We start from the raw sequence: 24310 nt of genomic DNA on the forward strand, positions 1-24310 counted from the left end.
GTGGGACCGTGGTCCCAGACTGATTATCAGATCAACAATATGAATGGGACCGTGGTCCCATATATAATATTCAGACCAGTTAGTTATGTTTTCTAGCCTGTGCTAAAGGAAATTAAGTAAAGACAGATAAATGTAGACTAAAACGTGCCGCATCAAAGTGCCGTTTTTTCAAGTTCCTTAAGAATGGCTTCAATTTTCTCTATACACTCAGTTGGAACACGAGATCTATCCAGGTTTAGCACCATTTTATCGCCCTTGTACAACACTGTCGCTCCAGGAGCAAACTGATGTCGTGAGCTTAAGCTAATTCTTGAGGCAGATGACGTTTTAAGCACAGACGTTAAAAGAGTGATGACTTCTTCAGCTTCAAATATCACCCCTGCTTTTTTCTGCTCGTGAAGGTTAGATGCCTGCTGCTTAAGTAATTCTTCTTTATCTGTAAAAGCTCTTTGAAGTGCATCACCTGACCGGGCAGATAGTTCACCGGGATGAGAAAAAAGAGCAACAACTGATTTAGGCAGTTTAGCTGTGTTGATACAGCGGGTAATAATCTTACGTGAAATATTTTCCGCATCTGCCAGCGCAGAAATATTTCCAGCAAATTCATTCTGCAATCGGCTTGCATAACGCTGCCCACGTTCATAAGCACTTGTTGGGCGATAATCATTACCCAATCTGGACAATGCAGCCATCTGCTCATCATCCAGCTCGCCAACCAGAACTCGATAATCACTTTCTGTAAGTGCAGCAGCTTTACGACGGCGGCTCCCATCGGCAATTTCTATGACCCCAGACACTCTTCGACCAAATGCTGGTGTCTGCTGACCTGTCAGTAGAAAAGAAGGGATAAGATCATCCAGGGCGTCTTCGGTAAGCAGTTCCTGGTCACGTTCATTACCTGACCATACCCGAGAGGTCTTCTCAACACTATCTCCCCGGAGCACCTCAAGGGTAAATTTCACGTCCCGACCACATACAGGTAAAGTAATAGCATTACCACGAGCCATAGCTCCAACGCGCGCAATTAACGAATCCACCATCGGTGCAGCTGGTGCCGATGACGAAGTATCCTCAAGCGGTTGAGTCTTAAGCGTATGTTTTGGAATTACAGGCGCACGCTTCATTATCTAATCTCCCAGCGTGGTTTAATCAAACGATCGAAAATTTCATTGCAGACAGGTTCCCAGATAGAAAGAGCATTTCTCCAGGCACCTGTTGAAGAGCGTTGATCAATAGCCTGTTCAAAAACAGTTCTCATCCGGATCTGACCTTTACCAACTTCATCCGTTTCACGTACAACATTTTTTAGAACCATGCTTCCCCAGGCATCCCTAATTTGCTCCTCCATCCACGGGGACTGAGAACCATTACTATTACTGTATTTGGTAAGCAAAATACGTACATCAGGCTCGAACCCTTTAAGATCTACGTTCTTGAGCAGATCACGAAGCATATCGAAAAACTGAAGAGCGGAAGTGTAGTCGAACAACTCAGCAGGCGTGGGGACAATCAACACATCAGCAGCACATACGACATTAATCGTGCCGATACCCAGGTTAGGCGCGCTGTCAATGACAATGACATCATAGTCATGAGCGACGGTTTCAATGGCCAGTCGGAGCATTAGGTGTGGATCGGTGGGCAATTTACCTTCATCAAATTTGCCCATTAACTCAGTTTCAATGCGGTGCAGAGCTAAACAAGAAGGAATAATGTCAAGCCCAGGCCAGCAAGTCGGCTTTATTGCATAAGTGACATCGTCCTTTTCCCCAAGATAGAAGGGAAGGAGAGTATCCTCTGCATGAATATGAAGATCTGGCACCCAGCCGTGATACATCGATGCTGTTCCCTGGGGGTCGTTACCTTCCACGAGCAGAACACGTAGTCCCTTCAGAGCCAGATCCTGAGCAAGATGAACAGAAACAGAGGTTTTGTAAACGCCCCCTTTATGAGCAGCAACTCCGATCACCGGCGGAAATACGTCTTCAGCGCGTCGCAGTCGCGTACCAAACACGTCACGCATATGATTAATTTGTTCAATTGTATAACCAACACGTTGCTCAACCCGTCCTCGTATTTCCATATCCGGGTGCGGTAGCCGGCCTGCTTTCTCAGCATCCCTGATAGCCTGAGGAGAAACCCCAACTAAATCCGCTGCTTCGCCTATTCTCCAGCGTCGGGTGATTTTTCTCGCTTCCGGACTGTCATCATTAAACTGAGCAATGGCGATAGCCTTCGTCATTTCATGACCAGCGTTTATGCACTGGTTAAGTGTTTCCATGAGTCTCATTCTGAACATCCTTTAATCATAACTTTGCAAGTTTTCATTAAATCTTGCATTTTATTGCAAAGCAACAAAAAAATTGCAAAGCCATCAAAAAACCGCAAAGTTCTTTAAAATGAGAGCAACAAAACAAAAAATATAAGAAGAACATACTTTATCGATTGGCATAGGGGGCAGCCCTGCCACACCACCCGGTATGCGGGTTCGCACCGGGCGGTTCGAGAATTTGAGGTTATGCGAGTCCAGGGAAGCCTAAAGCATCAAAGTAGTAGACTGTAAGTATACGGTTCAGTCCAGCTTCGCTGTGTTTCCACCAGTGCCCCTCGCCTCCTGCCATAAGTCCTGCGGCCTGCTCATAGATAGCCCCGAGATTGCGGAGGTGATTATAGACAGTCGTTCCCGTGCGCCAGTGCTTAAGCCGGAAAGCCCGGAGTAGGTGACGTATCCACGAGTCCAGATCTTTGAATATCTTCGGAGTTTGTGCCAGCCGGAAGTAGGACTTCCAGCCTCAAAGATATATCCGCATCTGTTCGGCAATCTGGCTCATGCCCTGGCCTCCAACGCATCTGGTGATGAGCCGGTGTCGAGCGCCTTTGTCAATGCCACGATGTTTGAGCGTTTTATATCACTGGAGCTGACAAACACGACAGAGTTATCAGGCATGGTGTCAATCAGTTCATAATTTTTCCATCGGAGCAGCCTACCACCGGTGATAACCTAACTTTGCCTGTAGTTTGTATACACAATCCCTGGCATTGAAACACACATATGAAGTGTACTTCGGATATGACCGTACGCTCAGGAAGTACTGCAGATTCCGTCAAAAATTACCTGTAAAGACAGACTTCAGAAAAAACGGTGCTCGCCGCAGACCGGTGACCGGGCGAAGCCCGCGAACCGGCGAGGAAGCGCAATGGATCTGTAATCACAGTGAGCAGGTACGCCCTGAAGCCTTCATAATCGGTAGTGTATGCTGTTTTTCCTGAATGATTTATCCACATATCCGGCGGCCCGATCCAGTAAACAGATCCATAAATGATCAACAAAGGATCCATTAAAGATCCCCATATCGCTGCAAACCTTGTCACTCATGGGCCGGGACCACGATCACATAAGCTGTGGCATGTTACTGATAAACTGTAACATGCTAATGATAAGCTGTATTCAGTAATCCATATACTGAAGTAAGTTAATGACATAAACTATGGTCAGTACGCCAGACTCAGTTGTTAAATACAGGCTGCAGGTTTTTCTTCAGTCAGTTAGCGGAGTTCTGACACACGATTTTCTGTTTATTCTTTTACTGTCCACAGGCTGGAGGCTTTCTGGAAAACGAAAATTCAGACATCAAAAAACTGTTCGGCGAGGTGGATAAGTCGTCCGGTGAGCTGGTGACACTGACACCAAACAATAACAACACCGTACAACCTGTGGCGCTGATGCGTCTGGGCGTCTTTGTACCAACCCTTAAATCACTGAAGAACAGTAAAAAAAATACACTGTCACGTACTGATGCCACGGAAGAGCTGACACGTCTTTCCCTGGCCCGTGCTGAGGGATTCGATAAGGTTGAGATCACCGGCCCCCGCCTGGATATGGATAACGATTTCAAGACCTGGGTGGGGATCATTCATTCCTTTGCCCGCCATAACGTGATTGGTGACAAAGTTGAACTGCCTTTTGTCGAGTTTGCAAAACTGTGTGGTATACCTTCAAGCCAGTCATCCCGCAGGCTGCGTGAGCGTATCAGCCCTTCCCTGAAGCGCATTGCCGGTACCGTGATTTCGTTTTCCCGTACCGATGAGAAGCACACCCGGGAATATATCACCCATCTGGTACAGTCAGCTTACTACGATACTGAGCGGGATATTGTGCAGTTACAGGCCGATCCCCGCCTGTTTGAACTGTACCAGTTTGACAGAAAAGTCCTTCTCCAGCTTAAGGCGATTAATGCCCTGAAGCGACGGGAGTCCGCCCAGGCACTCTACACCTTTATAGAGAGCCTGCCCCGGGATCCGGCACCGATATCGCTGGCGCGGCTGCGTGCACGCCTCAATCTGAAGTCTCCTGTATTTTCCCAGAACCAGACAGTCAGACGGGCAATGGAGCAGTTGCGCGAGATTGGATATCTTGATTACACAGAGATCCAGCGGGGGCGGACAAAATTCTTCTGTATTCACTACCGGCGTCCCCGGTTAAAAGCGCCGAATGATGAGAGTAAGGAAAATCCGTTGCAACCTTCACCTGCGGAAAAAGTCAGTCCGGAGATGGCGGAGAAGCTTGCCCTGCTTGAGAAACTGGGCATCACGCTGGATGACCTGGAAAAACTCTTCAAATCCCGCTGAACATAAACTGTAATCAGTGAAGAGCGCTCCTTTACTGACTACAGCTTATATTAACCGGTGCAGTGAGTGGTCTGCTCACTGCAGTTTATATTCTGTTTCCTGCAGTGCTGTCTGTAGCTGAGCTGCCATCCGCCTGCCCCTTACGTAAGTGATCCCGTAACCTGATGCTGAGGCATTGCTCCCTTCATAAAACATGACTTACTCACTACAGCTTATATACATTCTCCAGCTTATGTTATGTCTGTTCTGCTGACCACAGCTTATATAAGGAAGCGCGTATGCCGTCACCTCAGGGGAGGCAGTGTACGCAGGATCTCCGCAGCATCCCGCCCGTCACCTGTGAAAGGCACTGCCAGCGTGGCAGCCATATCCAGTGCAAACACTCTGGTATAAACCTCCATCGAACGTGGATCCCTGTGACCAACCAGTGCCTGGATGACTTTCCGGGGCTGGCGGTGATAGAGCATGTGCATGATATAGCTGTGCCGGAAGGTGTGTGGTGTGACCGGAATCGAAAAGTGTACACCGTCAGCTTCGGCCCGTCTGACAGCCTGCTTCAGCCAGTTGCGCATGGTTTCGTCGGTCACGGCCCATAATGGTTCTCGACGACGGGGCCGGGTGGTGATCATCCAGCTTTCCATCTGCCTGACATAGCTTATATCTGTCAGCGGAACCAGGCGCACTTCATCTTTTGGCGGGCGTCCGCGTCGCGCACGCACTTTTTCGGACAGGATCCGCACAAACGGTCTTACTCCATTCAGATCAAATGATTCCGGCGTCAGCATCCGGGCTTCGCCAATACGCATTCCGGTATTCCAGAGGGTGGCGAACAGCATATGGTGACGCTGATCCGGCATATAGAAAAGAAGGGCACTCACTTCCGGGGCCAGCAGGTAGGCCGGTGTGGCCCCCGTGGAAGTGGCCATTCTTCTCAGGGAGAGCGCTGTTGCAAAATCCACCCCCGGCGCAATGGGTAACAGGGAGACGCGTTCTGGTGAATTCTGCAGGGGAATGACATTGTTCATGAGTTATTTTTCACGTAGCACACGCACTGTTTATGGATACAGGTATTCTGACCTGAACGTCCGGATCCTTCCACGACAATAAATCGCAGCGCGCGGATCCTTTTGTTTGCTTATCACGCATTATTGCGGGTAAAACAAAATACGTAAAGGCATGTTTTGCAGCAGGGATCCCGTCTTAAGCCAGTCATAGCGCGGCCTGAGAGCTGGTTTGCCGTTTTTGGGAGAATTGGGGTAATGCCAGGGCGAACGAGATCTGAAAACAGAAAGCAAGGGAGAGGTAACAGGGAGGGAGGGAGGGCGTGAATTCTGTCTTACTTGTGCCCCTTTCATCCTGTCATTTTTCACGTAGCACAAGCTCAATCTTGCTGGTAATTGCTTCACACACATCTCTGATGTAATGTCGCTCTGCCCTCTGAGGAGCAAGAGTTTTCCTGCTATTTTTAAGTATTCTTCGGAGATCAGGACACTGATTATTTTTTGTTATTCAATGAGAATTGAATAACAACGTCTTTTCATAAGCGTTTAATAGTGTTTTTTATCCCCAATAATCTTCCACTAATTACTCGAGAGCCTATTGATAAAATGTTTAACGTGAAAAAAACAAAGTTAATTTGAACAAGGGACCTTTCGCATGTATTCATTTTATAGATTTAAATTAACGATAAAACATAATCTGAACTCTGAATATTGATGGTTATAGAGCCAAGACTGAAAAAATATTGTTGTTTCTCTTAACCTCTGGGGCCTAAAAACATGGGGAGGGAAAGGAATCTCGGCGCTTAAATGTGCATGTAAAATATATATTTCATATATCGATATATTCTATTGTTTTGTCATAAAATTACCAGTCTTAGTAATATAGGAAAATTTCTTAGATTTTACTCTTTTAGAGGTATTATTTAGTAAATTGCGTAATTTATTGAGTGGCAATAAATGCCAAAAAATAAGCAATTTACTATTTTTAATTAAAACTCGCTTTGTCTATGTTATTGATTATTAATGGTATTGATATTTTTCCCTTTAACAAAAAAAAGATATCAACACTAAAAAAAACACCATTTTCCAGTGTTTTATGCTGTTACTTATTTCTTAATCATTCTTTTTCACTGTTTTATGCTTTGTGATGGGTTTAATGTGTTGTGCTGTTCTGTTTTGTCGTTTTCTTTTTTCTTGTATAAATAAAAAAACTTATTTTTTCTGATATTGATGTCTCCTTGGAAAAGCAGGAGGGGATGTGTTTTTTCATAAAAAAAACTTTGATTTTTTATCGGGAGAACATTATAGACAAGCTGGTAGTATGTCCGTTGAGCACTTTCGACATCTGGTTGAAATTTCTTCTATAAACAGTCGAAAAGTTATTTGTGCGTTGGAAGATTTTTTTGTCCACGGCATGACAAGAAAAGAAGCCTGTGACAAACACAAGGTCGCTCAGGGCTATTTCTCAATAAGCATGAGAAAATTCATTAAAGTAAATAATACCGTGTCACATTTGACCCGGTATTATGTAAGGTAAATCCATCAGTAATAACTGACAGGATATTTTAACTATAATCAGGAGGTTATTTCCATGATGAAATCGGTTCTTGGCATAGCTGTTGCAATTGCTTTCTGTTCAGTAGCAAATGCGGCGGATCAGGGACAAGGTAAAGTAAATTTTAAAGGAACCGTAATTGATGCACCCTGCGGGATTGCTCCGGAATCTGCCGATCAGTCCATTGATTTTGGCCAGATTTCCAAAGCTCATCTGGCTGCTGATGGTATTTCAGTGAAAAAAGACCTAGATATTAAACTAGTAAACTGTACTTTTGAAAACGATAAGCTTAAGACAGTAAAAGTGGCTTTTTCTGGAACGACTGTTAATGGACAGCCCAGTGAGCTAGGGACTGCGGGTAACACCGGCACAGCGATTGTTGTTTCAAATAGCGATGGCACTCTGGTTACCTTTGATGGTGCAAGCCCCAGTGGCGCAACAAAATTAAAAGCGGGTGATAACACTCTGCATTATAACTCATGGGTTAAAAAGGCCACAAATGGCACCCTGAAAGAAGGTGAGTTTACTGCAGTTACTAACTTCAATCTGACTTACGAGTAATTGACTCATTTTGATTTTAGTGTCAGATACGCAGGGGGAAATCCCCCTGCTATTTCTGGTGAGAATTAAAGATATACCGCATGTGCAGATGGTTGCTGTCAGTAATTTTTTATGTGGGTACTGCTTTTCAGGCTACAGCATCACCGGCATTTCCTCCTCCCGGTATGACTCTCCCTGAATACTGGGGAGAAGGACTTGTCTGGTGGCATGGACGGACGAGTTTTAAGGGGCAGGTCATCGCTCCGGCCTGCACGCTGGCCATGGAAGACACCTGGCAGGTAATTGATATGGGAGAGACTCCGGTTCGTGATTTACAGGACAGTGCTGCGGTGCCTGAAAAGAAATTCCGTCTGCGGTTGCGTAACTGTGAGCTGGCGGGAACAGGTAAACGGATTTATACGGCGAGCCGTGTCAGGATGACATTTGATGGTCTGCGGGGTGAAACGCCAGATAAATTCTCACTACTCGGTGAAGCAGAAGGTATCAGTCTGCAGATACTGGACAATCAAGGGTATCCGGCTCGTGTTGGAAAAGTTATGCCGCCGCTATTACTGAACGGAAATGAAGACGAACTGAAGTATATGCTGCGGATTGTCCGGAATGGTTATCCGCTGAAGGCAGGAAATTATTATACCATATTACGGTTTATAGTGAATTATGAGTAATTGATATATTTATATATTGGCAAATAAAAACAGTATTTTTGATATTGTCATTATTAGCTGAAAATAAAATTATTTCCTGAACGCAGGGAGGTGGTTTATATGCCATTCCTGTGGCATGTTTTCCGTATTGCATACTGCTTCAGATAATGAAGAAAAAAAGACGCACTTTCATAATCAACAGGATTGCATATGCTCTGATGCTTGCTTTATCAGGTATTCCAGTGTATGCCGTCGATTTTAATACGGATGTTCTGGATGCAGCAGACAGACAGAATATTGATATTTCCCGGTTCTCCCGGGCCGGCTATATTATGCCCGGTCAGTACCAGATGGAAATAAAGGTGAATGGTCAGGATATTTCACCATCGGCATTTCAGATTGCGTTTCTTGAACCACCTTTTTCGGATTCGGATAACGAGAAACCGTTACCGCAGCCCTGTCTGACACCGGAGATGGTTGGTCATATGGGACTGACTGAGGCGTCACAAGAAAAAGTTACATACTGGAATAACGGGCAGTGTGCGGACCTCAGTCAGCTGCCGGGGGTGGAGATACGCCCGAATCCGGCTGAAGGGATGCTGTACATCAATATGCCGCAGGCCTGGCTGGAGTATTCCGACGCCTCCTGGCTGCCGCCGTCCCGCTGGGATAACGGTATTCCGGGGCTGTTGTTTGACTACAACATCAACGGGACAGTGAATAAGCCACATCAGGGAAAGCAGTCCCAGTCGCTGAACTATAACGGGACTGCGGGGGCTAACTTCGGTGCCTGGCGTCTGCGTGCGGATTATCAGGGCAACCTGAATCACACCACCGGCAGTGCGCAGGGGACGGACAGCCAGTTCACCTGGAGCCGTTTCTACATGTACCGCGCCATCCCGCGCTGGCGCGCAAATCTCACACTGGGTGAGAACTACATCAATTCTGAGATTTTCAGCTCCTGGCGCTATACCGGTGCCAGCCTGGAAAGTGATGACCGCATGCTGCCGCCAAAACTGCGCGGTTATGCACCGCAGGTCTCAGGGATTGCGGACACGAATGCGCGCGTCGTGATTTCGCAGCAGGGACGCATCCTCTATGACTCCACCGTGCCGGCAGGTCCGTTCACCATTCAGGACCTGGACAGCTCCGTGCGTGGTCGGCTGGATGTTGAGGTTATCGAGCAGGACGGGCGGAAAAAAACGTTCCAGGTGGACACGGCATATGTGCCGTATCTGACCCGTCCGGGTCAGATTCGTTACAAGCTGGTTTCCGGTCGTTCGCGTAACTACGAGCACACCACGGAAGGCCCGGTCTTTGCTGCCGGTGAGGCATCCTGGGGTATCAGTAACAAGTGGTCACTTTACGGTGGCGGTATCGTTGCCGGGGATTACAACGCCCTGGCAGTGGGTCTGGGTCGTGACCTGAATGAGTTCGGTACGGTATCTGCTGACGTGACCCAGTCCGTGGCCCGCATTCCGGGAGAAGATACAAAGCAGGGTAAATCCTGGCGTCTGAGCTACTCCAAACGTTTTGATGACGTGAATGCGGATATCACCTTTGCGGGCTACCGCTTCTCTGAACGCAATTACATGACGATGGACCAGTACCTCAATGCCCGTTACCGGAATGACTTCACGGGACGTGAGAAGGAGCTGTACACCGTCACGCTCAACAAGAACTTCGAGGACTGGAAGACCTCGGTCAACCTGCAGTACAGCCATCAGACCTACTGGGACCGCCGGACATCTGACTATTACACGCTGTCGGTGAACCGTTACTTCGATGCCTTCGGGTTTAAGAACATTTCCCTGGGGCTGTCCGCATCCCGTTCGAAATACCAGAACCGGGATAACGATTCGGCATTTGTACGTCTGTCCGTGCCGTGGGGAACCGGTACGGCCAGCTACAGCGGCAGCATGAGCAATGACCGTTACACCAACACCGTGGGGTACAGCGACACGCTGAACAAAGGGCTGAGCAGTTACAGCCTGAACGCCGGTGTGAGCAGTGGCGGTGGTCAGCCATCGCAGAGTCAGATGAGCGCGTACTACAACCACAGCAGTCCGCTGGCCAACCTGTCAGCGAATTTCTCTGCCGTGGAGAACGGTTACACGTCATTCGGTATGAGCGCATCCGGTGGTGCAACGATAACCGCGAAAGGCGCGGCCCTGCATGCAGGGGGCATGAACGGAGGAACCCGGCTGTTGGTGGACACCGATGGTGTCGGAGGCGTGCCTGTCGACGGCGGCCGGGTCTCCACCAACCGGTGGGGAATTGGTGTGGTGACGGATGTGAGCAGCTATTACCGCAACATCACCTCAGTGGACCTGAACAAGCTGCCGGAAGACATGGAAGCCACCCGCTCGGTGGTGGAATCGGTCCTGACGGAAGGGGCCATTGGTTACAGGGAGTTTGAAGTCCTGAAAGGAAGTCGTCTGTTTGCCGTGCTGCGTCTGGCAGACAACAGTCATCCGCCGTTTGGTGCCAGCGTGACTAACGCGAAAGGCCGAGAGCTGGGGATGGTGGCAGACAGCGGTCTGGCCTGGCTGAGCGGGGTGAATCCGGGTGAAACCCTGAATGTCGGCTGGGACGGCCGGACACAGTGTGTGGTGGATATCCCGGCAAAACTGGACCCGGCACAGCAACTGCTGCTGCCCTGCCGTAAGGCGAACTGACGGAACGAGGGGCTGACTGCCGGTCATCTTCACTGGCCGGCAGTCAGTAACCCCATACAGGCATAAATCGATAAGTGGACGGTGTTGCACCACAGACGACACCGGAACCAGAACTGAGAGAAGAAAAGATGCTGAAAATGAAACCGGCGCTGAAAAAAACGCTGATGGCGGTAGCGTGCCTGAGCGCAGTACCGGCAGCCCAGGCTGCCATCTCCCTGGACCGTACGCGTGCGATTTTTAATGGTGGTGAGAAATCGATGACGCTGAATGTGGCCAATGACAACAAACAGCTTCCGTACCTGGCGCAGGCATGGATAGAGAATGAGAAGCAGGAAAAAATCACCACCGGACCTATTGTGGTCACGCCGCCGGTGCAGCGTCTTGAGCCGGGAGCCAAAAGTATGGTCCGTCTGGCCAGCACCCCGGATATCAGCAAACTGCCACAGGACCGGGAATCCCTGTTCTACTTCAACCTTCGTGAAATTCCTCCGAAGAGTGATAAGGCGAATGTACTGCAGATAGCTCTGCAGACCAAAATCAAGCTGTTTTACCGCCCGAAAGCCATTGAGGCGACCCCCAATGCAGTCTGGCAGGACCAGCTGGTGCTGAACAAAACCAGCGGAGGTTACCGGATTGAAAACCCGACACCGTATTACGTGACGGTGATTGGCCTTGGCGGCAGTGAAAAACAGGCGAAGGAAGGCGAGTTTGAGGCCGTGATGCTGGCACCGAAGTCCACGCAGACGGTGAAATCAGGAACATACAGCACGCCGTACCTGAGCTACATCAACGACTACGGCGGACGTCCGGTTCTGCAGTTCAGCTGCAGCGGAGACCGTTGTACGGCGGTGAAGAAATAAGCGCGCAGTGACAGGATTAACCGGAGGTGCCGGAGATGAACAGGACAACAACAGGACTCTGTCTGGCTGCGCTGCTGGTGAGCTGCAGCATGAACAGTGTGCTGCGGGCAGATGAGCTGGTCATGCGGGATAACTTTTTTGTGGCAGATGAGACCCGTCACCAGTGGGTGAGTGAGCACAATGGCCGTACCGGGATGCTGACAGTCAGTGGTGCGCTGCTGTCATCCCCGTGCACGCTGGAGACGAATGAAGTGGAGCTGCCATTGCCGGAGCAGAAGGAGGGCATCATGACGCGTTATGTGCTGAAGCTGAATCTGCTGGGGTGTGGTGACGGTGGTGCAGTGACATCAGCCGGTTCGGTGGCAGGGCGTGACAGCATGATGGTGATGCAGAGTGCCCTGCTGACGGGAGTGGAGGATGGCGTGCTGCTGCCGGAACAGCGGATGGTCAGCACAGGACGTGCTGTTGTGTATGGTGGTGCGAATCAGTTCACTTACTGGCTGAGTGAGGCTCAGCAGCAGGCACTGGCGGGTCTGCAGGCGACAGACCGTGCGCAGGGGAAACCGTGCATGAACCCGCGGGGTAACACAGCTCTGTTGCGTCTGCAACTGGATTATGAATAAGGAGGAGAAGGGTGAATAAAAACAGAATGCACGGAGCATTATTCAGCGTTCTGTTATCAGTGGTGTTCCTGCCTGTCTCCGTTTGTGCCTCGGAACTGGGATTTAAGGGTAATTTGCTGGACAGACCCTGCCAGATTGACCCGTCTTCAGCTGTACAGGATGTGACGTTTATGGATACGGCTACGCATCTTTATCATGCCTGGCCCGGCAAAAGTTATGAAGAGAAATTTCAGATAAAGCTGGCTAACTGCCATGCCACCACAATGGGGAAGGTGGTACGACTGACATTCAAAGGTGCAGAAGAGAAGGGCTTACCCGGATATCTACAGGTCAGTGGTGTGAACAGCGGGAAACTGGGGATAGGGATTATTGATACTGACGGCAGCAGCCTTCTGAAGCTGAATCAAGTCCATAACGGTGGACAGGGCAGTAAGGTGGAAAAGGACAGCGTGACGCTGAATTTTAAAGCGTTTGTGCAGGCCACATCAGAAGCCATTGCAAACAAGGCCGTTCAGCCGGGAATTTACAACTCTGTTGCAACATTTGAACTTTTGTATAATTGATGAATTGGGTGTTGTAAATATGAAAAGAATCACGAGCATTATGTTATCTGCAACGTTATTTTCTGCAGTATCTGCGCAGGCCACAGATAATCTTCAGTTTAGAGGAAATCTGATTATTCCAGGTTGTACTATCAATAATGACAGCCCAATTGAAACAGACTGGGGACAGGTAGAGATCCAGACGTTAGGAAATCCTAATACTCCTTCACATGAAAAACAATTGAGTATTCCTGTAAAATGCCCATATTCTCTCGGTACACCAAAAATGAAAATTACTGGGGCTGCGCATACAGCATCCGTTCCAAAAGGACTACAGACTTCGAAATATAATGAAGGACTGCTCATTTATTTGCGTACTAAAAATGCTAGTGACTGGGTTTCTTATAACACCGAGCAAAACATCCCTGCTGACAGCATTAGCGGGGCTGGGATTGATAAAACTCTGACTATGTATGCCTCACTTGGATATTATAAAAGAATGGAAGATTTGAAACCCGGTCCATTTACTGCAGCGGCTTCATTGACGTTAAGTTATGAATAATAATTATTTGAGGTTAGAAACTATGATTATTGAGAGAATAGAATGTGAGAAAAGTAAACGCAGATTGAGAGCCTTGTTTTTTGTGGGCTTATTATTGATATCAATAAAAGTTGCAGCTATGGATGTTCCTATTCAAATTACAGGTGAGATATTGGTGCCACCTTGTCAAATCAATAAAGGGAAAATTATTGAAGTTGATTTTGGGAATATATCAGTAGCCAGTATTTCAAGTGCTCATAATTGGAGAAAAATAGATGTTCCTGTTAGTTGTGAATATGCCAATGGCAGCGCATATGTGAAAATAATTGGCCCTCAAATGAACAATAACAGAAATGTATTGCAAACTAACATTAAAAACTTTGGTATAGCTCTTTATCAAGGAGATGGTAATACTACAGAATTGATTTTAGGTGATGGTGAATATCGCGAAGGCGAGTCAATAGGATACCCTGTCCAAACGGGGTTGGTTGGTAAAGAGAATGGTGTTTTTACATTTACAGCAATTCCTTTTAAGGACGCAGAGAAAAATATATCAATCGGCTCATTTATATCCTCAGCAAGAATTGAAATCACTTACACTTAATTTAATAGATATCGTTCAGGTATATTTACAAACAATGCATGATATATCGATGGTGTATTATTAAGTCCTGTAATATAAGAGATGTTTAAATGAAAAGAGTTATCCTTTTGCTATTGTTTTTATCTATGGAAGTATATGCATCCGATGATGCATATTGTGCTTTAATTTGGAGAATTAATAACTTCAAGGCTGAATCATTCAAACGAGTTGGTAATAAAACATATGATTTGACAATAGTAACAGACCCCAACATGACTCTGGTGTCTAAGGTAACCAAAAATGTTTCAGAGTACTATTACACTCCTCTTGAAGGCGTTGCTTCATACTGGGGGCTGTTTACCTCACAAAGTGTTCCATTTGAAGTAGGGAACAATTTCAAAATAATTTCCATAAATGGTAGAAAAGATAAATATGAGATGGCTCTGAGTTTTGTTAATAACACCTGGACCAATGGATGTACGGTTATATCTCCAGGGCAAAATCTTAACTGGGGGGGGAGCACTCGTATTGTTTTACGCGTAGAGTTTGATAAAGAATTGTCATACGGTTATTACAATTTTTCTAATTTTAAAATTCCAGTCAGATTATTTTATGAAGAGAATAAAGGTTTTTATGGTGGGAACAGAGCATTAGTGGCCAAGTATTCTCAAGAGGCTCCGTTTATATCAGTTGATTCATGGAACCTCCAAATAAAAGCACCTACATGTAAATACTCTGACATTTCTATCGATTTTGGAAAAATAACATCGAGTCAAGTAAGAACCGGAGTTAGTAAAACCCAGAATCTATCGATGTATTGTGAGAATGATCCTGTATCTGTAAAAATATACTTTGCTGATACAAAAAAAACAATGACGGAAAAAAAGTGTGGAAGCACATCAAAAGAAATGAATTGTAAAATATCTATGGGGGATAATAAGAACCAGCGTTTTTTGGAGTTTGGTTATAATTATTTTCAACCATCAGGCAGTGGAGAAATTAAGATTCCAATAAATGTTGTGTTGAAATCGGAAAGTCCAACACCAGGGGTGTTTAAAGATAGCGCTGTTTTAAAGGTTGATATTAATTGACATATATGTCATTAAAATAGTTTTATAGCTTCGATTTGATATTAACCAAGAGAGAAAGTAAAGAGCATGAGATGGCACGTAGCAAAATAAAACCGGAAAAATAATATTAAAGAGATTCATGATAAAAGTTTTGAAAAAGGTATAGATAAATATCACCTGATGCTATGGTGATTATTTTAAGTATGCATCATATATTTGAATCATCTACTTTATTGTGCATAGGGGTGATTTCAAATTATTATTTGAAAAATATCATGTTGAATGTAAAACATCTTCCTGTTCTTATGTATCATCACATCAGTCGTTGTCCGAGACTTGTTACTCTTTCACCGAAAATATTTTGTGAACAGATAAAATGGCTCGCAAAAAATAACTGGCGAACGGTGACATCTGCAGAACTCGAGTCTTTTTATCAGGGAGAAAAGCTCCCCAGAAAAAGCGTCATGATAACATTTGATGACGGTTATCTTGATAACTGGCTCCAGGCCTGGCCGATTCTTAAGGAATATAATCTGCATGCACATATTTTTTTTATAAGCGGATTGATTGGTGAAGGTAAAGTGTGCCATACACAGGTGAAAGAATATTCTCATCTTGAGTGTGAGCAACTGATTGCGGATAACCGTCCTGATGAGGTTATGCTTCGCTGGTCTGAAATCAGAAAAATGCGTGATTCCGGGCTGGTTGAATTTCATGTATATACTCATTCATATAAACGCTGGGACAGGCTTTCTGCATCAAGGACAGAGCGGTGCAGGTATGTGAGAGAAGATACACTGGAAGGAAAACGATGTCTTACAGAAAAACTTGGTTCCTGCAGCTCTCATCTGTGCTGGCCAGAAGGATATTATAATAAAGACTATATTAATCTTGCCAGAGAACTTGGTTTCTCTTATTTATATACAACAGAAAGAAGAATGAACTTTCCCGAAAATGGCTCATTGAAAATTGGACGAATCAGTACTAAGGAACGTGAGCACTCCGGATGGCTGAAACGACGCTTTTTTATTGCACCACTTTCTTTTTCTATTCCTTACTGGCTCTTCACAAAGGCCCCAGACTACCCAATAATTAATTATGAAAACTTTATTTACAGAATCTTCACCAAATATTGGTGGGTAAGAGTTGCAGGCTCTTGAGCAAATGCTGGCTCTCAGAGGGTTGAGACACTCTGTTTTGCTTGCCTGCAGAGAAAAAAGTAAAATTGCTCAGGAGGTTATAAAAAGAGGAATTGATATACGTTTATCCCTTTCAGGAATAGTCTTCATGTCCCTTCCATCCTTAAACTGAGTCGACTGATTAGAAAAATAAAGGAGAATAATTTTATCGCTTTTGAGATATCAGAAAATCATCCTAACCTTGATATGGATGATAGTGTGATAGATTTCTTGTTCTGTTTGTCTGGATACATCTGACTTGATGATTTTGGAAGTAGTAATGCAACAATGTCTGCAGTTATCAAGAGACCTTATCATGCTATAAAATTAGATAAATGCTTCCTGCAGCATAACATAGAAAATCACACCATATCAGAAGCAATTAAACGAATAAAATAATTTACCCCTCATGTTATAGCTGAGAAAATTGAAAATGAAGTGTATCATAAGATGTCTGTTGAACTGGATTTGTGGGGAGGGCAGGGATATTATTTTTTAAATACAAACATGTGCGCCCATTGTGAAATGGATTCCAATTCTTTATCTTTTGATTTTTTTAAAAGTGTAAGAACATAGTCAGTGTTTGACTTTCTCTAATATTATACTCCTTATATTTTTCACTATCTATTGAACTATAAGCGTGTTAATGAATCATGAACTTAATATATTCTCTTCGTTACAGTAAAGTTGCTGGCTGTTTAATCGCGGTTTCTGAACTCACAAAAAAGAAGAATAAAAAAAAGGTTAAGGTACTTCTTCTTTCTTCTTTAATATCTATTCTTTTATATACAGGGCATAGTTTTGCAGGAACGGTAAACAGCGAAATATCATATCAGTTATTTCGAGATTTTGCTGAAAATAAAGGCCTCTTTAAACCAGGTTCCACCAACATTCCAGTTCATAACAAGAGTGGTGAGTTGGTGGGAAAATTAGATAAAGCCCCGATGCCAGATTTTAGTTCTGTAGATTCAGGTATTGGTGTAGCAACATTAATTGACCCTCAATATGTTGTGAGTGTTAAGCATAATGGGGGCTATAAAGGAGTTAGTTTTGGTGATGGCGATAACTACTATAGTATTGTAGATCGTAATAACGCACCTGACCTTGACTTTCATATACCAAGACTAAATAAACTCGTTACTGAAGTTACTCCAACTTCTATAACTTCCCAGGGAGCTGTTAGTGGCGCGTACTTAGATAAAGTACGATACCCTGTTTTTTATCGCCTGGGCTCCGGTAATCAGTACATTAAAGACCGTAATAACGCCCTTGATCACCTTTCCAGTGCCTATAACTGGCTTACTGGCGGTACAGTGGGTAATCCTTCTTCGTATCAGAACGGAGAGATGTTATCAAGTTCCTCTGGATTAGTTTTTGACTACACGAGGAATGACGTATTACCGATCTATGGTGAGGCTGGTGATAGCGGTTCTCCGCTCTTTGCCTGGGACACAACCCTACAAAAATGGGTTTTAGTTGGCGTTCTCACAGCAGGCAATGGTCCGGGCGGTAGAGCAAACAACTGGGCTATTACACCACTGAATTTTGTTCATCAAAAAATGACTGAAGATGATGGTCCGTTTGTTCTTTTCGACTCTTCTGATGATGCGCCTTTGACATGGAGTTTCGACCCGCAAACTGGGACTGGTAATCTTACACAGGGCAATGTCACCTATAAAATGCAAGGTAAACAAGGCTCCGATCTTAATGCAGGAAAAAATATTCATTTCTCCGGAAAAGGAGGGGAAGTAAAGCTTGTTGATGATGTGTTCCAGGGGGCTGGTTATTTAAGATTCTTAGACAACTATACAGTCACAGCCATAAACAATAGCGTTTGGACTGGTGCTGGCATCATCGTTGACAAGCTTTCAACGGTAAACTGGCAGCTCAACGGATTAAAAGGAGATAATCTTCATAAGATCGGCGAAGGTACGCTCATCGTTGAGGGTACTGGAATCAACGAGGGGGGATTAAAAGTCGGTGCCGGTACTGTTGTTCTTAATCAACAGTCCAATGAAGAAGGGTCAACGCAAGCCTTTAGTAGCGTTAACATCGCAGGGGGCACATCGTCTGTTATTCTCGGTAATGAAAGACAAATTAACCCAGATAGTGTCTCATGGGGATATCGGGGCGGTAAACTTGACCTCAATGGTACAAGTGCGACTTTCCACAAGTTAAAGGCCGCCGATTACGGTGCAGTGCTTGCTAACGATGATAATGAAAATATTTCAACCATCACACTTGACTATCAGCTTAAGCCGAGAGATATCACTACCCATGAATGGGATTCCTCTAATAGAGGGACAGTAGGCGATCTATACGAATACAATAACACCTACACAAGAACAACCGACTACTTCATTCTCAAAAAGAGCAAGTATGGGTATTTTCCTACTACTCAAATCAGTGATGATAATTGGGAATACTTAGGCCATGAACTCGATGCAGCTCAAAAACTAATAGCTAAGAGAACGAATGATAAGAGTTACGTGTTTCACGGCAGGTTGGAAGGCAACATGAACGTGGAGAACCGAGTTTCCTCAGAATATGGAGGCGCTTTGGTTCTCGATGGGTCCGCGAATATCAAAGGGACTTTCACCCAAGACAACGGGCACCTGGTTTTACAGGGACATCCTGTCATCCATGCATTTAATTCCCAGCAAACAGCTGAACATTTATCAGCGAAAGGCGACGATTCTGTACACACACAGCCAACGTCTTTCGAGCAGAAAGATTGGGAAAACAGAGACTTTACGTTTGGTCAACTCGTTTTGAACAACGCGTACCTCCGGCTTGCCCGCAATGCTACCTTGAGCACTAATCTCGATGCCAATAACTCTGTTATTGCGCTTGGAGATAACAAAGTATTCATTGATACAAAAGATGGTAAAGGTACTGCATTCTCACTGGAAGAAGGTAGTTCTGTGGCCGAAAAAGAATCTGACAAGAGCGTCTTCAATGGCCATGCGATGCTTAAAGACTATACTGAGTTAAATATTCTTCATGCTGTATTCAATGGCACTATCACTGGCGACGACTCTTCAAGTGTGCAATTAGATCGGCGCGGCAAATGGAACATAGCCGGAGATTCCTCATTAGGTAAGTTTGTAAGTCATGGCGGATCTCTGTCAATGCTAGGCTCAGACTGGAATCCTAAGACATTACGCATCAGTGAAATGGACGCCACCGATATGCATATTTCTTTAGGCGCAGATGTAAGCAAAGGGATTGGCGACCGAATTGAAATTATTGAACGTGCGCAAGGGCAAAATAACATCCTGGATGTTTCTCTGTTCTTTGATGAGAATGCGCGCCTCAAAAATGATCTGACAGTCGTTTCTGCGCCAGCAGGTACAGCACATAACATGTTTTCTTTTGGCAGCTTTACACGCGGTTTTTCAGATTTCACACCTGAAACCCAAGTACAAGAAGCTGACGGAAAAGTAATGTGGCAGCTTGCTAAAGTTGTGTCCAGCAGTGAAGAGGAAAACACGCCAGAACCAGAGAAAGTGGTTACTGACGACGGTTCGGAATCTACGGCCCCCCCTGTGGAGAAAGAAACCGAGAGTGGAACGGAAGATGCGAAACCAGATTCGCAGAATGAGGAACTGACATTTTCGGGATCTGACAGTTCTACTAAAAAAAATAGTGAGAAAACTCAAGAAACTACGGTAGATAGGGCTTTAACAAGACACTCGAATACGGCCCTGTTAAATAAGGCCAGAGATACCTTTATCTCTCATGAGTACATCCTGAGTGATAGAGCAGACCGTTGGCAACAGGTTGTGGATGGGACTGCAGCAAACGGAGCGTGGGCGTTGACGGAGCAAAGCTACGGCAAACATGGCGACTTCACGCTTAGTCAGAGCGGCCTGAACATCGGCTTCAAGAAGTCGAATGATTCCGGTTCATGGTGGGGCGTTGGCGCAGATCTTAATCGTGGACAAGCCAAAGCCGATTATTACCGAAACGGCTATAACCTGTGGGGTGTGAACGTCTACGTCAGGCAGCAACTCATGGAAGGCTTGTTTGTTGATGGGGCCGCAGGATTTGGCCAGTTAACCGAGGACTTTAAAGTTCATGGCGAATTGCGCGATCTGTCAGGAAAGGTGAAAAGTCATGTGTTCACAGGTGGTCTGCGAGCTGGCTACAAATTCAATTTTGAAAACGCAGACTTCTCAATCACGCCTACTGTCTCGCTTAATGGCGTCAAGGTGAGTGACAGCCGTTTAAAAGGCAAAGGCCGCAGTGCAGAGCTTCGCGGGGGTAATGCTCTTTGGCTTAAAACCGGAGTTGAGGCTGAGAAGAAAATTAAGGACGTTAAGCTTAAAGCAGGTGTGTGGAGTAATAACAACCTTAACGAGATGTCCGGAATTTCTCTGAGCGATAATTGGTCACAGCACCAATACAAGTCGAAGAACCTGGAGCGAATCACATCTTCTGTAGAAGTCGAAGGTAAAGCAACTGAAAATTTACACATTAAAGCAGGTGTTAATGCGAAATTTGACGGTTACTTCAAAAACAATTATGAAGGTATTGTCGGTATTCGATATGAGTTCTGATTATACTTATATTCGGGATTGATTTGTTTACGCTGAATGCAAATAACAAAATAACAACTTTGATATAATTCTGCGCCTTGCCATCCTGTCACTCTGAATTTCTCAAGTGAGAAGGATGGCAGGCTAGGCTGCATGTTGAAAAATAAAATTATTTAAATTTTACGTATATGGACAGATACGACATTGATTTTGAAATTGTTGGTAAAGCCGCCTGGCTTTGGGGATGTTCTTCACTTCATAAAAGCTGGCCTATATCTATATTCCATAACAACATACTCCCGGCAATCATTCACAAGCAGTATGTTCTTTTGATGAAGAACGATTATCCGGTGGCATGGTGTAGCTGGGCTAATTTGAGTATTGAATGTGAAGTTAAATATATCATGGATACCAACTCACTGACGACTGATGAGTGGGTATCGGGTGACAGAAAATGGTTTATTGACTGGATAGCACCATTTGGTCATACACATGAATTATATCAGTATATGAGAAAACACTTTTCCTATTCTCTTTTCAGAGCAATAAGAGTTTCTCAAAATTCACCAACAAGTAAAGTCACAGAGTTTCATGGAGGTAAGGTCGATAAAATAGTAGCTAAAAAACAGTTTATTCAATATCACTATGAACTATCAGAAGCATTAAGAAATATCCGAGGTGAATATGTCGACGAATGAATCCCCCAGTCTTGTTTTGAATGTGGCTTCAACAACAGGACTTGTTGGAAGTATGAAAGATTTGGCGCTCGCAGCGAGAAAGCTGGGAATCTCAGTTGAAAAGTCATCAGATCTAACTATAGCAAAAGATGCTATCGCCGTGGCTGGCGGAGTCCTTACTGTTACCAGTAAGGGGGTTGCGATTTCTGCTGAATACTTAGACTCGCTTTTAAAAAAACATACAACAACGGAAAACATCACAACTGGCGATATCAATAATCGCGTTGGCCAGTTTACTTCCCTGCTATTAACCGTTCAGTCTGTTCTTTCTACCTCTTTAGCTGGAGTGAATCTTAATGCTCTGGTTAACTCGGGGAATACTGACAGCTTTACCATTGCCAAAAGTGCCCTGAACGTAGCCAGTGAAACGCTGAAAATGGCGGTCAGTTCGGTAGGGTCAATCAGTAAGTTCGCTGACTCATTTTCTAATCTGGGGGAAAAACTCCAGGGAGTTAGTGGGCTTCAGAGTGTTTCGTCTGTCCTGCAGGGCATCAAAGGCCTCGATTTTAAAACGGGTACAGCTGTTCTTAGTGGTGTTGCCGGTGTGCTAGGGGGAATCAGCGCCGGTATGGTCTTAGGCTCGCCAACGGCCAGTACGGAGCAGAAGGCTGCGGCAGGCGTGGAGATGACCTCAAAAATTCTTGGGAACGTCGCTAAAACGGTAACTCAAATCATGGTGGCGCAGAGGCTGGCAGCCGGGCTGTCCGTCACCGCGCCGGTGATCGGTTTTATCGCTTCGTCAGTTTCTCTCGCTATCAGCCCTCTGGCTTTTTATAACGTAGCGAAGAAATTCGAGTACGCAGATGAAATTCTGAAAGTCGCGGAAAAGTACAAAAAATACGGCTATAGCGGCGATGAACTGCTTGCCAATTTTAACAAGGAATATGGCGCAGTTGAAGCATCCACGACCGCGGTATCTACAGCGCTCGGTGCCGTATCGGCCGGACTTGGTGCTGCGGCAGCCGGTTCTGTCGTCGCAGCCCCTGTAGCTTTGGTTATCGGTACTGTAGCAGGCGTTGTTGCGGCCATCCTTGAAGCATCGAAGCAAGGGATGATCAACAACATCGCCAACAAATATCACCAAAAAATCATCGAGTGGCAGGAAATCCATCCGGGGCAGAATTATTTCGAATACGGATACGATTCCCGTTATGCAGCCTTCATGGAAGAAAACCTCGGAAAGCTGAATGAGCTGGCTAAGGATATGGGGGTTAAGTCTCTTGTAACCATTACCCAGCAAGGCTGGGATTCCATGCTGGGCGAACTGGCCGCTGTTACCCGTATGGGAGATAATATCTCCAGTGGCAAGGTATACGCATCCATCCTAAAGGACGGAAAGCTTAGCACAGACAAAAAAGAAGTTAGGCTCGACGACGTAGAGGGCAGCATCACTCTGAACTCCAAGTCGCCGTCTCAGGCACTAACTTTCCTGACGCCTCTGATGACGCCCACTTCAGAATCACGTATTCGAGTGCAGACAGGTAAAAACTCATGGCTGTCGCTTTCATTAGGGAAAACTAAAGATTGGGAAATTACCGATAAAGGTAATACCAGCACGATTGCCGATTTCTCGAACGTTGTGCAAAGAATAGTTTTCCGTGACAAAAACATCCATGACGTAGGTATAACCGCGTATATGGGCGGTGGTGATGATACTATTTATGTCGGTCAGGGCAAGTCTGTTATTGAAGGCGGTGAGGGTTTTGATACTGTCAGCTATGCACGTTCACCAGTGCTATGGTCACAGATAGAGGCTGTTAACGGACGACCGGGCGACTATGACGTTAAACGTGGCGTCAACAGTGACGTCTATCATGAGGTTATCTCAACTCAGAATAATAATGTCGGCAAAAATACCGAAAGCATTGAATACCGCGATGTTCTGGTCGCAAAAGGCATCTATAACGTAGAGGATAAACTGCGTTCGGTAGAGCAGATTATTGGAACCAATGGTCGTGATATGTTCAAGGGAGGAGAACATACCGATTACTTCTACGGCGGTGAAGGTCAAGATGTTATTTATGGTAATGGTGGGAACGACTTGCTGTATGGCGGCGACGGCCTCGATGTTATCTGGGGCGGTGACGGTGACGATCTGCTAAGTGGTGGAGCCGGAAATGATTCTCTGTATGGTGGCGAAGGGAACGATGTCTATCTCTTCAGTAAAGGCGATGGACACGACCACATTCATGAGGGAAAAGGAACCAACGATATTCTGTTCCTTAATGGCATAAAGGCCGAAGATCTCTCGTTCCGACGCAACACTGATGGCGATAACTTGGAATTGACCGTTCAGGGTAGTACAGACGCTATTACCTTCGACAACTGGTTCCTTTATGATCGACTGAAAGATAACGTCATTTCTGAACATAGAGATATGAAGGTTGAATCCATTATCACTGGTGATGGTTTGGTAATCTCATCTAAGAAAATTGATGCACTTATCGAGAAGATGTCTGAAGTCGGCTTCAAAGTATCCGAAGTCGACAAGCCCCAGATAATCGAAGAGGACATAGGCAAGTTCTTTGCTGTTAACCCTGTCTTCTAACTTTAATATGGCAGTCCCT

General features: G+C 45.4%; 18 protein-coding genes and 2 pseudogenes. 15 read left to right on the forward strand and 5 right to left on the reverse strand.

All coding sequences use genetic code 11. The features are described from left to right. Nucleotides 1-152: 152 nt before the first annotated feature. The 3 genes and pseudogenes from A31E_RS21330 to A31E_RS23675 form a co-directional block, all read right to left on the reverse strand. The gene (locus A31E_RS21330; protein ID WP_016233102.1) at nucleotides 153-1124 is read right to left on the reverse strand and encodes a ParB/RepB/Spo0J family plasmid partition protein; all 972 of its coding nucleotides are present in this window, start codon (nucleotides 1122-1124) and stop codon (nucleotides 153-155) included. Next, a complete protein-coding gene (gene sopA, locus A31E_RS21325; RefSeq protein WP_016233103.1) occupies nucleotides 1124-2290 on the reverse strand; it encodes a plasmid-partitioning protein SopA in 1167 nt (388 codons plus the stop codon). Before sopA ends, A31E_RS21330 begins: the two co-directional genes overlap by 1 nt. Nucleotides 2291-2516: 226 nt before the next feature. Then, a pseudogene (locus A31E_RS23675) lies at nucleotides 2517-2780 on the reverse strand (group II intron maturase-specific domain-containing protein); the annotation flags it as partial. Nucleotides 2781-3651: 871 nt separating this feature from the next. On the opposite strand from A31E_RS23675, the gene A31E_RS21320 reads away from it, so the two are divergent. Beyond that, nucleotides 3652-4629: a RepB family plasmid replication initiator protein gene (locus tag A31E_RS21320; protein WP_000361611.1), complete on the forward strand. Its 978-nt coding sequence runs from the start codon at nucleotides 3652-3654 to the stop codon at nucleotides 4627-4629. Between the two features lie 284 nt (nucleotides 4630-4913). Here the strand turns inward: A31E_RS21320 and A31E_RS21315 are convergent, their stop codons facing one another. Together A31E_RS21315 and A31E_RS0122005 are read right to left on the reverse strand one after the other, a co-directional pair. After that, nucleotides 4914-5654, reverse strand: a complete 741-nt coding sequence (locus A31E_RS21315) for a tyrosine-type recombinase/integrase (protein WP_001066954.1) — start codon at nucleotides 5652-5654, stop codon at nucleotides 4914-4916. A gap of 120 nt (nucleotides 5655-5774) precedes the next feature. Next, nucleotides 5775-5984, reverse strand: a complete 210-nt coding sequence (locus A31E_RS0122005) for a serine/threonine protein kinase (RefSeq protein WP_410402907.1) — start codon at nucleotides 5982-5984, stop codon at nucleotides 5775-5777. 904 nt (nucleotides 5985-6888) lie between these two features. Here A31E_RS0122005 and A31E_RS21310 point away from each other — a divergent pair. The 14 genes and pseudogenes from A31E_RS21310 (at nucleotide 6889) to A31E_RS21245 (ending at nucleotide 24291) form a co-directional block, all read left to right on the forward strand. Beyond that, on the forward strand, nucleotides 6889-7167 hold the full coding sequence (locus tag A31E_RS21310; RefSeq protein ID WP_001523382.1) for a PapB/FocB family fimbrial expression transcriptional regulator: 279 nt from the start codon (nucleotides 6889-6891) through the stop codon (nucleotides 7165-7167). Between the two features lie 54 nt (nucleotides 7168-7221). Then, on the forward strand, nucleotides 7222-7746 hold the full coding sequence (locus tag A31E_RS21305; RefSeq protein ID WP_016233104.1) for a fimbrial protein: 525 nt from the start codon (nucleotides 7222-7224) through the stop codon (nucleotides 7744-7746). A gap of 80 nt (nucleotides 7747-7826) precedes the next feature. Then, a complete protein-coding gene (locus tag A31E_RS21300) occupies nucleotides 7827-8411 on the forward strand; it encodes a fimbrial protein (protein ID WP_024193538.1) in 585 nt (194 codons plus the stop codon). Between the two features lie 146 nt (nucleotides 8412-8557). Then, on the forward strand, nucleotides 8558-11068 hold the full coding sequence (locus A31E_RS21295; protein ID WP_024193539.1) for a fimbria/pilus outer membrane usher protein: 2511 nt from the start codon (nucleotides 8558-8560) through the stop codon (nucleotides 11066-11068). Between the two features lie 128 nt (nucleotides 11069-11196). Further along, a complete protein-coding gene (locus A31E_RS21290) occupies nucleotides 11197-11928 on the forward strand; it encodes a fimbrial biogenesis chaperone (RefSeq protein ID WP_016233107.1) in 732 nt (243 codons plus the stop codon). A gap of 35 nt (nucleotides 11929-11963) precedes the next feature. Next, nucleotides 11964-12551, forward strand: coding sequence for a pilus-assembly fibrillin subunit (locus A31E_RS21285; RefSeq protein ID WP_016233108.1), 588 nt, complete (start codon nucleotides 11964-11966; stop codon nucleotides 12549-12551). A gap of 11 nt (nucleotides 12552-12562) precedes the next feature. Then, nucleotides 12563-13114 (forward strand): fimbrial protein, encoded by a 552-nt coding sequence (locus tag A31E_RS21280; protein ID WP_016233109.1) that lies wholly within the window; start codon nucleotides 12563-12565, stop codon nucleotides 13112-13114. Between the two features lie 19 nt (nucleotides 13115-13133). After that, the gene (locus A31E_RS21275) at nucleotides 13134-13655 is read left to right on the forward strand and encodes a fimbrial protein (RefSeq protein WP_024193541.1); all 522 of its coding nucleotides are present in this window, start codon (nucleotides 13134-13136) and stop codon (nucleotides 13653-13655) included. A gap of 22 nt (nucleotides 13656-13677) precedes the next feature. Further along, nucleotides 13678-14238, forward strand: coding sequence for a fimbrial protein (locus A31E_RS21270; protein WP_016233111.1), 561 nt, complete (start codon nucleotides 13678-13680; stop codon nucleotides 14236-14238). An 89-nt stretch (nucleotides 14239-14327) separates the two neighbouring features. Further along, the gene (locus A31E_RS21265; RefSeq protein WP_016233112.1) at nucleotides 14328-15308 is read left to right on the forward strand and encodes a hypothetical protein; all 981 of its coding nucleotides are present in this window, start codon (nucleotides 14328-14330) and stop codon (nucleotides 15306-15308) included. A 254-nt stretch (nucleotides 15309-15562) separates the two neighbouring features. Then, nucleotides 15563-16383: pseudogene (locus A31E_RS21260) on the forward strand (polysaccharide deacetylase family protein). A 735-nt stretch (nucleotides 16384-17118) separates the two neighbouring features. Further along, entirely contained in the window at nucleotides 17119-21027 is a 3909-nt protein-coding gene (locus A31E_RS21255; protein ID WP_016248306.1) for a S6 family peptidase, read from the forward strand. Nucleotides 21028-21194: 167 nt separating this feature from the next. After that, on the forward strand, nucleotides 21195-21704 hold the full coding sequence (locus A31E_RS21250; protein ID WP_016233115.1) for a toxin-activating lysine-acyltransferase: 510 nt from the start codon (nucleotides 21195-21197) through the stop codon (nucleotides 21702-21704). Next, nucleotides 21691-24291 (forward strand): hypothetical protein, encoded by a 2601-nt coding sequence (locus tag A31E_RS21245; protein WP_016233116.1) that lies wholly within the window; start codon nucleotides 21691-21693, stop codon nucleotides 24289-24291. The genes A31E_RS21250 and A31E_RS21245 overlap by 14 nt, the downstream gene beginning before the upstream one ends. Nucleotides 24292-24310 lie beyond the last annotated feature (19 nt).

This window comes from Escherichia sp. KTE159, assembly GCF_000408805.1.
Lineage (GTDB): Bacteria > Pseudomonadota > Gammaproteobacteria > Enterobacterales > Enterobacteriaceae > Escherichia > Escherichia marmotae.